Raw genomic sequence first — 13,091 nt, 5'->3', positions numbered from 1 at the left:
CGATCCGGCGCCCGAGGTGAGCGCGCCGCTGGCGCTGGTGGCCCTCACCGGCCCGGCCGCAGCGGCCGGCAAGGTGGCGCTCTACGACGCGCCGTTCGATCCCCGCGCGATCAGCGCATTCTACACGGCCGGCGCGGTGGCGGTGGTCACCCGCGCCTCGGACCGGTTGATCGGCGCCTGGGCCCAGCTGGCCGAGCGCAGTCCCAGCGGCGTGGAGATCCTCGGCACGACCGTCACACCGCCCGCCCTGCCGACGCGCAGCACGGTCTATGCGCGGCCTGAAGCGCTCGCGGCCTTGCGGGCCCTGGAGGGCCAGACCGTGCGGATCACCGCTCCGCGCAGCGCGCCGGTGACCCGGACCACCTACAACGTCCTGGGCGTCGTGCCCGGCAAGCGCCGCGACGGCGACGGGCAGTCTATCCTGCTGAGCGCACACTACGATCACCTGGGCGTGCGGGGCGGGGTGATCTATCCGGGCGCCAACGATGACGCCTCCGGCGTGGCGGCCGTGATGGAGTTTGCGCGCATCCTGGGCTCGGGGAAGCGGCCGAAACGCACCGTCCACTTCGCCCTGTTCGGCTGCGAGGAGGAGGGCGGCCACGGCGCCAAGTACTTCCTCGCCCATCCGCCGGCGCCGCTGGAGACCATCGTCGCCAACCTTCAGTTCGAGATGATCGGTGTGCCCGACCCCGCCGATCGCAAGGCGCTGATGCTGACCGGCTGGGAACGCACCGACCTTGGCCCGGCGCTGAGGGCCCAGGGCGCCAGCATCCACCCGGACGCCTATCCGGAGGAGAACTTCTTCCAGCGCTCCGACAACTACCCGCTGGCCCGCAAGGGCGTCGTCGCCCAGACCATCAGCGCCTGGCCGGTAACGCCGACCTACCACCAACCCACTGACGACCTGGCCCACGTGGACCTGCCGTTCATGATCGAGGTAATCCAGTCACTGGTCGAACCCATACGCTGGCTGGCCAACAGCGACTTCCGCCCGCAGTGGAACCCGGGAATGAAGCCCTAGCGGCGCTATTTCACGTTGGCGCAGAAGCGCTGGATCCGCTGGCAGGCGTCCTCGAGCACGGCGTTGGAGGTCGCGTAGCTGATCCGGAAGAACGGCGAGAGCCCGAAGGCTGCGCCGAACACCACCGCCACGCCCTCGGCCTCCAGCAGTTCGACGGCGAAGTCCGCGTCGGAGCCGATCACGCGGCCCGAGGGCGCGGTCTGGCCGATGAGTCCCTCGCAGGACGGATAGACGTAGAACGCGCCTTCGGGCGTCGGGCACTTGATGCCGCGGGCCTGGTTCAGCATCGAGACGACCAGGTCGCGGCGGCCCTCGAACAGCTTGGCGTTGGGCTTGATGAAGTCCTGCGGCCCGTTCAGCGCCTCGACCGCCGCCCACTGGCTGATCGACGAAGGGTTCGACGTCGTCTGGCTCATCACCTTGGCCATCGACTTGATCAGCGGCTCGGGCCCGGCCGCATAGCCGATCCGCCAGCCGGTCATGGCGTAGGCCTTGGAGACCCCGTTCATGGTCAGGGTGCGGTCGTAGAGCGCCGGTTCCACCTGGGCGATGGTGGTGAACTCGAAGTCCCCGAACACCAGGTGCTCGTACATGTCGTCGGTGAGGATCCAGACCTGCGGATGACGCAGCAGGACGTCGGCCAGCGCCCGCAGTTCGGCGCGCGTGTACGCCGCGCCGGACGGGTTCGACGGCGAGTTCAGCAGGATCCAGCGGGTCCGGGGCGTGATCCTCGCCTCAAGGTCCGCCGGCTGCAGCTTGAAGCCGCGCTCCGCCGTCGTGGGGGCCGCCACCGGGGTGCCTCCGGCCAGCAGCACGATGTCCCAATAGCTCACCCAGTAGGGCGTCGGCACGATCACCTCGTCGCCCGGGTTGAGCGTGGCGAGCATGGCGTTCCAGATCACCGGCTTGCCGCCCGGCGAGACGTTCACCTGGCTGGTCTTGTAGGTCAGGCCGTTCTCGCGGGCGAACTTCGCGACGATGGCCTCCTTCAGCTCCGGGATGCCGTCGACGTTGGTGTACTTGGTCTTGCCCTCGCGGATCGCCTTGATGGCGGCTTCCTTGATGTTGTCCGGGGTGTCGAAGTCGGGTTCGCCGGCAGCGAGGCCGATGACGTCCTTGCCCTGGGCGCGCAGCTCACGGGCTTTCGCGTCCGCCGCCAGGGTGGCGGACGGCTTGACGCGGGCCAGGGCGGCGGATTCCTGGGACATGGCGAGGCGGGCTCCGGGCTAGGTAGGAAAAGACGGCGCGGGTGTAGCCCATGCTGCGCTGCATTCAAACGGCCGCTTCGCACAATCTGGCCGGGCCGTACGCCTTGACCCCCGCACGTGAACGGGCGACCTCCGCGCCGATGCGCCGGTTCTTCGACTTCGTCTCCAACATGGACGCCCAGGCGTGGCGGGCGCTGGCGGTGTCGTTCGTGCTGTTCGGTGGCGTCGGCGTGGTGTTCGTGTTTGGCGCGCAGCTGTTCGGGGTGGACAGCGAGCGGACGCTGGAGGGCTGGCTGGGCGCCGCGCGGGGGCCGTGGTCGCTGCCGGTGGCGGTGGCGGCGTTCGCGGCGCTGGCCTTCCTCGGCACGCCGCAGATCGTGCTGATCGCCGCCGCCGTGGTGGCGTTCGGGCCGCTGACGGGCGCGCTCTACAGCTGGATCGGCACGATGGTGTCCGCCCTGGTCGGCTTCTACCTGGGACGGGGGGCAGGGGCGCGGGTGCTCGAGCGGTTCTCCGGCGACGGCGTGCGGCGGTTCATGCGGCTGGTGGGCGAGAACGGCTTCCTGGCCAGCCTGGTCGTGCGCCTGGTCCCGTCCGCGCCGTTCATCGTCGTGAACATGGCCGCAGGGGTGACGCCCATGCGGGCGCGGGACTTCATCACCGGCACCGGGATCGGCATCGTGCCCAAGATCGCGCTGACCGCCTTCGCCGGCGCCTCGATCGTGCAGCTGATGCGGGGCGAGATCGGCCGTCACGGGATCGCGTTGGCCGCGGTCGCCGCGCTATGGCTGGCTATCGGCTGGTTCGCGCGCCGCTGGCTCAGCCGCCGTGACACCGGTAAGAGCTGATCAAGCTGTGCCGCGGCCCCGCGCAAGGCTCTTGCCGAAGAGGCGGCCTAACGTCGCGTGGCGCGCAACAAGCTTGCGGCATGGGGCCTGTTTGGGTAGATACCGACCATGCGCACGCGGCTCGACAGCCTGCTTCTTCTCTCGCTGGGGCTTAGCCGCCCCTGGGCGCCTCAGTAGGCACGCGCATCTCCGCGGCCGGGCGAACCAGGGGTTCTCGAACCTTCGCCCCTTCGAACCGAACACCGCGAGACTGACATGACCGACCCCGTATCCGAGTCCATCCCCGCCGTCCCCGTCGCGCCCGATCCGCGCGACCGGGTGATCATCTTCGACACCACCATGCGCGACGGCGAGCAATCGCCCGGCGCGTCGATGTCGCACGACGAGAAGCTCGAGCTGGCCAAGATCCTCGAGGACATGAAGGTCGACGTGATCGAGGCTGGCTTCCCGATCGCCTCCAACGGCGACTTCGAGGCGGTCCGCGCCATCTCGGGCATCGTCACCGAGAGCGTCGTCTGCGGCCTGGCTCGCGCCGGCATGGCCGACATCGACCGCTGCGCCGAGGCGATCAAGAAGGCCAAGCGCGGCCGCATCCACACCTTCCTGTCGACCAGCCCATCGCACCGGGACCACATCCTGCACGCCAGCCAGGAAGACATCCTGGAGATGATCACCAAGTCGGTGACCCATGCGCGCAACCTCTGCGGCGACGTGGAGTGGTCGGCCCAGGACGCCACGCGCACCGAGCAGGATTTCCTGCGCCGCTGCGTGGACGCCGCCATCCGCGCCGGCGCGACCACGATCAACCTGCCGGACACGGTGGGCTACAGCTACCCGTCCGAGTACGCCGAGATGTTCCGCGACGTGATTGAGAACGTCGACAAAGCCGACACGGTGATCTTCTCCACCCACTGCCACAACGACCTCGGCCTGGCGGTCGCCAACAGCCTGTCCGGGCTGCAGGGTGGGGCGCGGCAGGTGGAGTGCGCCGTCAACGGCATCGGCGAACGGGCCGGCAACGCGGCGCTGGAAGAGATCGTCATGGCGCTGAAGGTCCGCGGCGACCACCTGCGCTTCCATACCGGCATCGAGACCCAACACATCACCCGCGCCAGCCGCTACGTCTCGGCGATCACCGGGTTCCCGGTGCAGTTCAACAAGGCGATCGTCGGCAAGAACGCCTTCGCCCACGAGAGCGGCATCCACCAGGATGGGATGCTGAAGGACCGCGGCACCTACGAGATCATGCAGCCCGAAGACGTGGGGCAGGGTGGCTCGAACCTGGTGATGGGCAAGCACTCCGGCCGTCATGCCTTCCGCGAGAAGCTGAAGGACCTGGGCTACGAGCTGGGCGCCAATGCGCTGAACGAGGCGTTCCAGCGCTTCAAGGACCTGGCCGACAAGAAGAAGCACGTCTTCGACGACGACATCATCGCTTTGGTGGACGACGCCTTGGCCTCGTCGGCCGACAAGGTCCAGGTCAAGCACCTGCGCGTCATCGCCGGCACTGAGGGGCCGCAGGAGGCCTTCCTGACGGTGACGATCGACGGCGAGGAGAAGAGCGCCAACGCCACCGGCGACGGGCCGGTGGACGCGGTGTTCAACGCCATCCACGCGGTGGTGCCGCACCAGGCGATCCTGCGCCTCTTCCAGGTGCACGCGGTCACGGAGGGCACCGACGCCCAGGCGCAGGTCTCCGTCCGGCTCGAGGACGACGGCCGCATCGCCACCGGCACGGCCGCCGACACCGACACGCTCACAGCCTCGGCCAAGGCCTACGTCAACGCGCTCAACAACCTCTTCGCGAGGAAGGAAAAGAGCGCGCCAGGCAAGGTCGCCAGCGGGTTCTAGCCGCCGCGCGCCGGCCCCAGAACAACAGTTGTCATCCCGGTTTTCGCGTGAGCGAAACACCGGGATCCATTTTGCGCCGAGGCCCGGGGCTCGCACAGCGTATGTGCGGCCCTCTGGGTCCCGGCTCGGCCTACGCGGCTTTACCGCTCCGTTGGCCGGGATGACGGATTTTGAAGCATGCTCTGGATCTTCCTGGCGGCCGCGGCCGCGCCGCTGCAGGTGGCGCGCAACGCCATGCAGCGCGGGCTGGTGGGGGACGCGGGCCCCTGGGGTGCGACCCTCGTGCGCTTCCTGTTCGGCCTGCCGTTTTCGGCGGCGATTTTCGCCGTGATGAGCCTGCTCACGCCCGACGCCGCGCCGGACCCGTCGCTGCGGTTCTGGAGCGGCGCGGTCCTGGGGGCCATCAGCCAGGTTGCGGCGACCGCAGCGCTGCTGATGGCCATGAGCCGGTCCGGCTTCGCGGTGGCGATCATGTTGCAGCAGTCGTCCCTGCCGCTGGCGGCGGTTCTCGGGTGGGTGGTGCTGGGTGACGCGCTGAGCCCCCCCGTCTGGTTCGGCGTGGGTCTCGCCACCGCGGGCCTCGTCGTCCTCTCCTGGCCGCGGCCGGGGCAGGCCAGGGCGGACCTGCCCGGCGCGCTCCTGGGGCTGGCGGCGGGGGCCAGCTTCGCCGTGGCGTTCAACGCCTACCGCCAGGCTGGCCAGGCCTTCGACGCGAGCCATCCGCTCTATTCGGCCAGCGCGGCCCTGCTGGTCGCTCAGACCATGCAATCCATCGTCTTGACCTCGATCCTGGCGGCGTTGCGGCCAAGCGCCCTGCGCGCCGTGGCGACCTCGTGGCGCGCCTCGCTGGCGGCGGGGTTCTTCGGTTCGGCGGCCTCCGCCTGCTGGTTCGGCGCCCTGGCCCTTGCGCCGGCCGCGCCGGTCCGCGCCGTGGGTCTGATCGAGGGCCCGATCGCCGCCGCCGTCGGCCGCCGCCTGTTCCGCGAGAAGCTGAGCATGCGGCAATGGACCGGCGGGGCGCTGACCGCCGCTGGCCTCGCCTTCACCGCCCTGGGCTGACGCGCCGGGCGGCGCAGGCGATAGTGGCGCGCATGACCGACGCGCTGTCCCTTACCGGCCTCACCAAGACGTTCGGCGCCAAGCGGGCGGTGGATAATCTGACGCTCAACGTCCGGCAGGGTGAGCTCTACGGCCTGCTGGGCCCCAACGGGGCGGGCAAAACGACGACCCTGCGGATGGTCGCCGGGCTCCTCAAGCCGGACGCGGGGCGGATCGAGGTGTTCGGGACCGATGCGCTCGCCGAGCCTTCGGCGGCCAAGCGGCTGATCGCCTGGGCGCCGGACGAGCCGATGCTCTACGACCGGCTCAACCCGCTTGAATACCTGGAGTTCGTGGCCGGCCTGTGGGGCGTTCCGGCCAAGGCGGCGCAGGCCAAGGCCGAGGAGCTCCTGCGCTGGCTGGGCCTGTGGGACAACCGCGGGGAACGCTGCGAGGGCTTCTCCCGCGGCATGAAGCAGAAGACCGCCCTGGCCGGGGCGCTGATCCACGATCCCTCCCTGTTGATCCTCGATGAGCCGCTTACCGGCCTCGACGCGGCCGTCGCGCGGCAGGTCAAGGATCTGCTGCAGGAGCGGGTGAAGGGCGGGGCGACGGTGATCCTGACCACCCACATCCTGGAAGTCGCCGAGCGGATAGCGGACCGCATCGGCATCATCCAGCACGGCCGCCTCGTCGCCGAGGGGACCCTGGATGAGCTGCGGGCGCGCACTGGCGAGGCGGGCGCGACCCTGGAGGACGTCTTCCTGGAGCTGACCGCGCCGGATGAGAGCCACGCCGCGAGCCCGGCGGCGTGATCGGCCGACCTGGCTCGACGCTCTGGCTGCTCGGCCATGAGCTGCGCATGGCGCGCCGCCGCTGGGGCCGGCGCGGCAAGCAGAGCAACCGCTGGCTGATGCTGGCCTTCACCTTGGGCGTCCCGCTGTTCCTGACCGTGGTCGGCGGCATCCCGCTCGGCCGCCTACTTTCACGCGTGGAGGTCACTCCGACGCCGGTGGCCGCGGCGATCGCGGCGTTCATGCTGATCGCCTTCTTCACCCTCATGCTGTCGCAGACCCTGACGGCGGCGGTGGACGCCCTCTATGAGCGCGGGGACCTCGACCTGCTGTTCTCCTCACCGCTCCGCCCCCAGCGCGTGATGACTGTCCGGTTCCTGGCTGTCGCCGCCGGGGTGTTCTGGATCTTCGGCTACTTCCTGACCGGGCCGCTCGTGGCGATCGCCGTGCAGGGCCACCTTCCCTGGCTGGCCGGCCTGGTCGTGCTGTTCGCCCTGGCGCTGGCCTCGGCGGGGGCGGGGCTGCTGCTGGCCGCGAGCCTCTTCCGAGTGATCGGACCGCGACGCACGCGAACGGCGGCCCAGGTCACAGCCGCGGTGATCGGCGCGTCCTTCTTCCTGGCCGCCCAGGCGCACAACATCCTTGGCGAAGGGCGGTCGCAGAGCCTGTGGCAGACCATCATGCGCCTGGCCCGCGATCCACAGGTCCAGGTCCCCGGTCTAGACTGGCCGTTGCGCGCGATGCTGGGCGAGCCCCTGCCGCTCGCGGCCGTAGTCGCGGCCGGGGCGGGCCTGTTCTGGTTGGCCAGCGCCATCCTCGGCCCGCGCTTCGCCGCCGACGCGGCCGCGGCCGCGCGGGCAGGCCGAGGGGCGACGGGCCGCACCCGAACCCGCTTCGGCGCGTTCGCCGAGGGCGCCTTCGTCACCACCCTGCGCAAGGAACTGCGGCTCCTCGTCCGTGACCCGGCGCTGCTGGCCCAGGTGCTGATGCGCGTGCTCTACATGTTGCCGGTCGGCTTCCTGTTGTTGCGCCAGGCCGGCCGGGGCGACGATCTCCTGTTCCCGGGCAGCGTCGCGGCGCTGTGCCTGATCGCCGGGCAGGTTGCCGGCAGCCTGGCCTGGATCACGGTCTCGGCGGAGGACGCGCCGGACCTGCTGGCCTCCTCGCCATCGCCCGTCGCCTTGGTGCGGCGCGGCAAGCTGGCCGCGGCCGCCCTGCCGCTCGCGGTGCTGCTCGCACCGGTCTTGCTGCCGCTCCTGGTGCTGGCGCCGTTGGCGGGGGCGGCGGCGAGCGCCGGCTGCGCCGCCTCCATCGCCGCGGCGGGACTGATGAACGTGTGGTGGCAGCGACCGGGCAAGCGCTCGGAGTTCCGCCGCCGCGGCCGCGCCTCCTGGTTCGTCACCATCGTCGAACTCCTGGTCGGCGCCCTGATCGCGCTGACGGCCGCCTTGATCGCCATGGGCTTGCCCTGGGCGCTCGCAGCGGTGGCCCCCGCCGCGCTGGCGGGCCTCATCCTGTTGGCCCTACGGCGCAGCGACACCCAGATCGCCGAGGCGCTTCGCGTTGCAAGCTGACCTCACTCCACGGCCAGGATCACCTGGGGCGCCTCGATCAATGCGGTGACGGCATCCCCCGGGGCGATCCCAAGCGCCTCGGCGCTCTCCAAGGTCACCGTGGCGACCAGGCTTTTGCCGCCGCCGATGTCGACGATCACTTCGCTGCTCACCGCCCCGTCCTCGCGGTGCGCCACGGTTCCGGCGATCTGATTGCGGGCCGAGGCCCGCAGGTTCTTCCCCTTGGCCAGGATCACGAAGCTCGCCTTGATCAGCGCGATGGCGGGCTTGCCGATGGCCAGGTCGAGGTCCTCGATGCTGCGCCGCGTGAGGATCGCGGTGATCGTCACGCCGTCCGCCAGGCGGAGCGTCACCTCGCCGCTGACCGCACCCGGGCCGATGGCCGCGACCACCCCACGGAGCGCGTTGCGCGCGCTGGTCTTCATGCCGAGGCTCCAGAACAGGTCCGCCGCCGGGGCGCCGGAGAGGGTGTGGTCAAGCTTGGCCAGCGCTGCGTCCATCTCGGTCTGCACGCGGCGAAACGCACTCAGCACCGCGAGGCCTCGGTCGGTCACGCGCGCCACACCGCCGGCCCGGCCGCCCGGCGCCGCCTCGATCAGCGGGGAGTCGAACAGGTTGTTGAGGGCCTGAACCGCGTCCCAGGCGCCTTTGTAGCTGAGCCCGACCTTGCGGGCCGCCGCGCTGATCGAGCCCAACTCCGCGATCGCCTCGACCAGGGCCATACGGGTCAACGCCACTCGCGGCAGGCCGCCACGCTGCAGGCTCACCATCGCGGTCAACGCTTCGGTCAAGGCTTCACCTCGATATGCATGCGAGTTACATAACGCCGTATGCGGTGGATTTCACGCCTCGTCTTCGCGGTCCTTGCCGTGTTCGCCTACACGGCGCCTGCGGCGGCGGCGCGTGTTCAGGTCGCCGTCGCCGCCAATTTTGCCGAGCCCGCCCGCGAGATCGCGAGCCGGTTCAAGGCCCGGACCGGCCACGAGGCCGGCCTGAGCTTCGGCGCCTCCGGCCAATTCTACGCCCAGATCGCCAACGGGGCGCCGTTCGGCGTGCTGCTGTCGGCCGACCGCGAACGGCCGGAGAGAGCAGAGGCCGAGGGGCTGGCCGTGGGCGGCAGCCGTTTCACTTACGCGGTGGGCCGGCTCGTCCTGTTTTCGAAGACCCCGGGGCTGGTGGATGGCGCGGGCGCAGTGCTGCGGTCCGGCCGCTTCCAGAAGCTGGCCATGGCCGACCCGAAGAGCGCGCCGTATGGGCTGGCCGCCCTGGAGACGATGCGCAGACTGGGCGTGTATGAGGCTCTAAGGCCGAAGCTGGTCCAGGGCGCCTCGATCACCCAGACGTATCACTTCGTCGACACCGGTGCGGCCGAGGTCGGCTTCGTGGCGCTCTCGCAGGTCGTTGCCGGACAGGGCGGCTCGCGGTGGCTCGTTCCGCCCGCCAACCACACGCCTATCGACCAGCAGGCGGTGCTGCTCAAGACCGGCGTCGCCAATCCTGCGGCGGCCGCCTTCATGGCCTTCCTGAAGACCGCGGAGGCCAAGGCCGTCATCCGCAAGTATGGCTACGAGGTCCCTTGAGCGACCTTGCCGACATCATCGGGCTGACGCTGAAGCTCGCCGGCGTCACCACCGCGATCCTGATTGTGCTCGCTACGCCCCTGGCGTGGTGGCTGGCCAAGAGCCGTGGCTGGCTTGGGCAGGTGGTGGGCGCGGTCGTGTCCCTGCCGATTGTGCTGCCGCCGACCGTGCTGGGGTTCTATCTGCTGCTGGCCCTGGGTCCGCACAGCGTCTTGATGGCGCCGCTTCAGGCCATGGGGATCCGCACGCTGGCTTTCACGTTCAGCGGTCTCGTGATCGGCTCGGTCGTGTATTCGTTGCCGTTCGCGGTGCAGCCGCTGCGCAACGCCTTTCAGGGCGTGGACCAGGATCAACTCGACAGCGCCGCCACCCTGGGCGCCTCCGGCCTCTCCGCGTTCGTCCACGTGGCCCTGCCGCTTTCGATCCCGGGCTATGTTGTGGCCACAATTCTCACCTTCGCCCACACGATCGGCGAGTTCGGCGTGGTGCTGATGATCGGCGGGGCGATCCCCGGCGTCACCAACGTGCTGTCGATCGAGGTCTATCGCTCGGTGGAGGCGCTGGAATGGGGCCGCGCGCACGCAATTTCCGGCCTGCTGGTGGCGTTCGGATTCATCGCCATCCTCGTCCTTTTGCGGCTCGAACGCCGCATCAGTTGGCCGGGATTCAACGTCCGGTAGCGGGCTTTTCGCGACGTCGCGGCGAAAACGGCGAATCCGCGGCAATACGACGCCTAATATTTCTCGCGCGACGCGAGCGCGCACACGGCTCATTAAGTCTTGAAATGGCACATTCGTCAGGGCAGAGGGTCTCAAAGCCCGCCAGACAAAGCGTAGCGACTCGACACATCCTCATGTGTCAGCCGGTTCGCCTTTGGACCTTCTGTCGGCACGCAACTCCAGCCCCCTTCCTCCAGGGCCCTGCATGATCTCCTCGCTCTTCGGCGCCATCTCGAACGACATCGCCATCGACCTCGGCACCGCCAACACGCTGATCTACATGAAGGGCAAGGGCATTGTGCTCAACGAGCCCTCGGTCGTGGCGCTGCGCAACGTCGGCGGTCGGAAGGTCGTCCATGCTGTGGGCATCGAGGCCAAGCAGATGCTGGGCCGTACGCCCGGACACATGGAGGCGATCCGCCCCATGCGCGACGGGGTCATCGCCGACTTCGAAGTCGCCGAGGAGATGATCAAGTACTTCATCCGCAAGGTTCACAACCGGAAGGGCTTCGTGAACCCCAAGGTCATCGTGTGCGTGCCGTCCGGCGCGACCGCCGTGGAACGCCGCGCCATCAACGACAGCTGCCTGAACGCCGGCGGCCGTCGCGTCGGTCTGATCGACGAGCCGATGGCCGCGGCGATCGGCGCCGGCCTGCCCATCCACGAGCCGACCGGCTCGATGGTGGTCGACATCGGCGGCGGCACCACCGAGGTGGCGGTGCTTTCGCTCTCCGGCATCGTCTATTCGCGTTCGGTCCGCGTCGGCGGCGACAAGATGGACGAGGCGATCATCAGCTACATGCGCCGCAACCATAACCTGCTGATCGGCGAGACCACCGCCGAGCGGATCAAGAAGGAGATCGGCACCGCCCGGGCGCCGGCCGACGGCGAAGGCCTCTCCATCGAGGTGAAGGGCCGCGACCTGATGCAGGGCGTGCCGCGCGAGGTGCGGATCTCCGAAAAGCAGGCGTCGGACGCGCTCTCCGAGCCGGTCAGCCAGATCGTCGACGCGGTGAAGATGGCGCTGGAAGCCACCCCGCCGGAGCTCGCCTCCGACATCGCCGACAAGGGCATCATGCTGACGGGCGGCGGGGCGCTGCTGCGCGGCCTGGACGCCGAGATCCGCGACCACACCGGCCTGCCGGTCACCGTCGCCGACGATCCGCTCAGCTGCGTGGCCCTCGGCTGCGGCAAAGTGCTCGAACATCCGAAGTGGATGAAGGGCGTCCTTGAAGCGACTCTGGCGTAGCATCGGCGCGTCGCGAGGCGTCCGAGCCGTTCCCGTGGAGCGGCTTGTCCATAATCCATCTGGAGCGCGCCTCCAGCGCGCTCTCCGGGGCACTGCATGTCCTTGAGGGACAACCCGCTCGGCGAAATCAGGGTGCCGCTGACCTGGACGGCCGGCGTCGTCTTCATCGTCGTGCTGATCGCCTCGGTGGCCATCCTGCTTTCCGATCGGCGCGAGGACTTCGACACCGACGCCTACGGCCAGCCGCGCACGCTCTCCGACAAGGTGCTGGCGCCCGTCGGCGACGCGCTCTCCCAGCCCGGCCGGTGGACGGGCGCCGGTGTCGAGGGCATCAGGGGCTACTTCTTCGCGGTCTCCGAGAACCGCCGCCTGCGCGCCGAGCTGAGGCGGGCGCACGAGTGGCGCGCGGTGGCCATCGCGCTCAAGGACACCAATGAACGCTACCAGGCGATCCTCGGCCTGAAGACCGATCCGCCGATCATGATGGCGTCCGCCCGCGTCGTCAGCGACTCCCGCGGACCCTTCGCCAATTCGCGCCTGGCCAACGCCGGCAGCGAGGCGGGTATCAAGCCCGGCAATCCGGTGATGAGCGAGAACGGCCTCGTGGGCCGGGTGGTGGGCGTCACCAATGGGGTCAGCCGGATCCTGTTGCTGACGGACGTGGCCTCGCGCACGCCGGTGCTGATCGACCGCACCAACGCCCGCGCCATCCTGACCGGCGACGGCGGGCCGAACCCCAAACTGGAACATCTGCGCGGCCTGGACCCGGTCAAGAGCGGCGACCGGGTGCTGACGTCCGGCGACGGCGGTGTCCTCCCCCGAGGCCTGCCCGTCGGTGTGGCGGTGAAGGGGCTGGACGGACGCTGGCGGGTGGTCCTGGCCTCGGACCGGGCCCCCGTGGACTTCGTGCGCATCCTCCTGTTCCAGGACTTCACCCAGATCACCGACAAGGCCGGCCTGGAGAAGGTCGAGGCGCCGCCGCCGACGCCCGGGGCCTCCACACTTCCGCCGCCCCCACCTGAGGTCGCGCCGCCCGGCACACCGGCGGCTCCGGCCACGCCCGCCGCTTCGGGCGCGGCGGCCGCAGGCGCGTCCACCCCCCGGCCGGGCACGGCCGCCCCACCCTTGAAGGCCGTGCGGCCGCCGCCCGCGGCTGCCCCGCCCGCCGGAAGGACCGCACCCACAGCCGCCGCGGCGCCCGCGGCCAAG

Annotated in this window: 12 protein-coding genes; 10 read left to right on the top strand and 2 right to left on the bottom strand. The window is 70.0% G+C overall.

What is annotated here, in order from left to right:
• Positions 1-1,021: M20/M25/M40 family metallo-hydrolase (locus tag QZV94_RS17065; protein WP_293679332.1), on the top strand; the 1,021-nt coding region annotated here is incomplete at its 5' end.
• Between the two features lie 5 nt (positions 1,022-1,026).
• On the opposite strand, the gene QZV94_RS17060 is transcribed toward QZV94_RS17065, so the two are convergent.
• Positions 1,027-2,229, bottom strand: coding sequence for a pyridoxal phosphate-dependent aminotransferase (locus QZV94_RS17060; protein WP_293679331.1), 1,203 nt, complete (start codon positions 2,227-2,229; stop codon positions 1,027-1,029).
• Positions 2,230-2,369: 140 nt separating this feature from the next.
• On the opposite strand from QZV94_RS17060, the gene QZV94_RS17055 reads away from it, so the two are divergent.
• The 5 genes from QZV94_RS17055 (at position 2,370) to QZV94_RS17035 (ending at position 8,334) form a co-directional block, all read left to right on the top strand.
• Positions 2,370-3,077, top strand: a complete 708-nt coding sequence (locus QZV94_RS17055) for a TVP38/TMEM64 family protein (protein WP_293679329.1) — start codon at positions 2,370-2,372, stop codon at positions 3,075-3,077.
• A gap of 255 nt (positions 3,078-3,332) precedes the next feature.
• Positions 3,333-4,928, top strand: a complete 1,596-nt coding sequence (locus QZV94_RS17050; protein ID WP_293679327.1) for a 2-isopropylmalate synthase — start codon at positions 3,333-3,335, stop codon at positions 4,926-4,928.
• A gap of 177 nt (positions 4,929-5,105) precedes the next feature.
• Positions 5,106-5,987, top strand: coding sequence for a DMT family transporter (locus tag QZV94_RS17045; RefSeq protein ID WP_293679325.1), 882 nt, complete (start codon positions 5,106-5,108; stop codon positions 5,985-5,987).
• Between the two features lie 32 nt (positions 5,988-6,019).
• Entirely contained in the window at positions 6,020-6,781 is a 762-nt protein-coding gene (locus QZV94_RS17040; protein WP_293679323.1) for an ABC transporter ATP-binding protein, read from the top strand.
• Positions 6,778-8,334, top strand: a complete 1,557-nt coding sequence (locus QZV94_RS17035; protein ID WP_293679321.1) for a hypothetical protein — start codon at positions 6,778-6,780, stop codon at positions 8,332-8,334. Before QZV94_RS17040 ends, QZV94_RS17035 begins: the two co-directional genes overlap by 4 nt.
• Before the next feature lie 2 nt (positions 8,335-8,336).
• Here QZV94_RS17035 and QZV94_RS17030 read toward each other — a convergent pair whose 3' ends face one another.
• A complete protein-coding gene (locus QZV94_RS17030; RefSeq protein WP_293679319.1) occupies positions 8,337-9,125 on the bottom strand; it encodes a TOBE domain-containing protein in 789 nt (262 codons plus the stop codon).
• A 39-nt stretch (positions 9,126-9,164) separates the two neighbouring features.
• Here QZV94_RS17030 and modA point away from each other — a divergent pair, with 39 nt between their 5' ends.
• The 4 genes from modA to mreC form a co-directional block, all read left to right on the top strand.
• On the top strand, positions 9,165-9,914 hold the full coding sequence (modA, locus tag QZV94_RS17025) for a molybdate ABC transporter substrate-binding protein (protein ID WP_293679317.1): 750 nt from the start codon (positions 9,165-9,167) through the stop codon (positions 9,912-9,914).
• Positions 9,911-10,594, top strand: a complete 684-nt coding sequence (modB, locus tag QZV94_RS17020; protein WP_293679315.1) for a molybdate ABC transporter permease subunit — start codon at positions 9,911-9,913, stop codon at positions 10,592-10,594. Before modA ends, modB begins: the two co-directional genes overlap by 4 nt.
• A gap of 244 nt (positions 10,595-10,838) precedes the next feature.
• Entirely contained in the window at positions 10,839-11,882 is a 1,044-nt protein-coding gene (locus QZV94_RS17015; RefSeq protein WP_293679313.1) for a rod shape-determining protein, read from the top strand.
• A gap of 96 nt (positions 11,883-11,978) precedes the next feature.
• Positions 11,979-13,091: rod shape-determining protein MreC (gene mreC, locus QZV94_RS17010; protein WP_293679311.1), on the top strand; the 1,113-nt coding region annotated here is incomplete at its 3' end.

Source organism: uncultured Phenylobacterium sp. (genome assembly GCF_902826855.1).
Taxonomy (GTDB): domain Bacteria; phylum Pseudomonadota; class Alphaproteobacteria; order Caulobacterales; family Caulobacteraceae; genus Phenylobacterium.
Note: the sequence above shows the minus strand (reverse complement) of the source record. Positions and strands in the feature narration are given on the sequence as shown.

Bases quoted from the DNA above. Each gene is read 5' to 3' on its own strand.
- QZV94_RS17060 (WP_293679331.1), bottom strand. From the start codon at position 2,229: ATGTCCCAGGAATCCGCCGCCCTGGCCCGCGTCAAGCCGTCCGCCACC.
- QZV94_RS17055 (WP_293679329.1), top strand. From the start codon at position 2,370: ATGCGCCGGTTCTTCGACTTCGTCTCCAACATGGACGCCCAGGCGTGG.
- QZV94_RS17050 (WP_293679327.1), top strand. From the start codon at position 3,333: ATGACCGACCCCGTATCCGAGTCCATCCCCGCCGTCCCCGTCGCGCCC.
- QZV94_RS17045 (WP_293679325.1), top strand. From the start codon at position 5,106: ATGCTCTGGATCTTCCTGGCGGCCGCGGCCGCGCCGCTGCAGGTGGCG.
- QZV94_RS17040 (WP_293679323.1), top strand. From the start codon at position 6,020: ATGACCGACGCGCTGTCCCTTACCGGCCTCACCAAGACGTTCGGCGCC.
- modA (WP_293679317.1), top strand. From the start codon at position 9,165: ATGCGGTGGATTTCACGCCTCGTCTTCGCGGTCCTTGCCGTGTTCGCC.
- QZV94_RS17015 (WP_293679313.1), top strand. From the start codon at position 10,839: ATGATCTCCTCGCTCTTCGGCGCCATCTCGAACGACATCGCCATCGAC.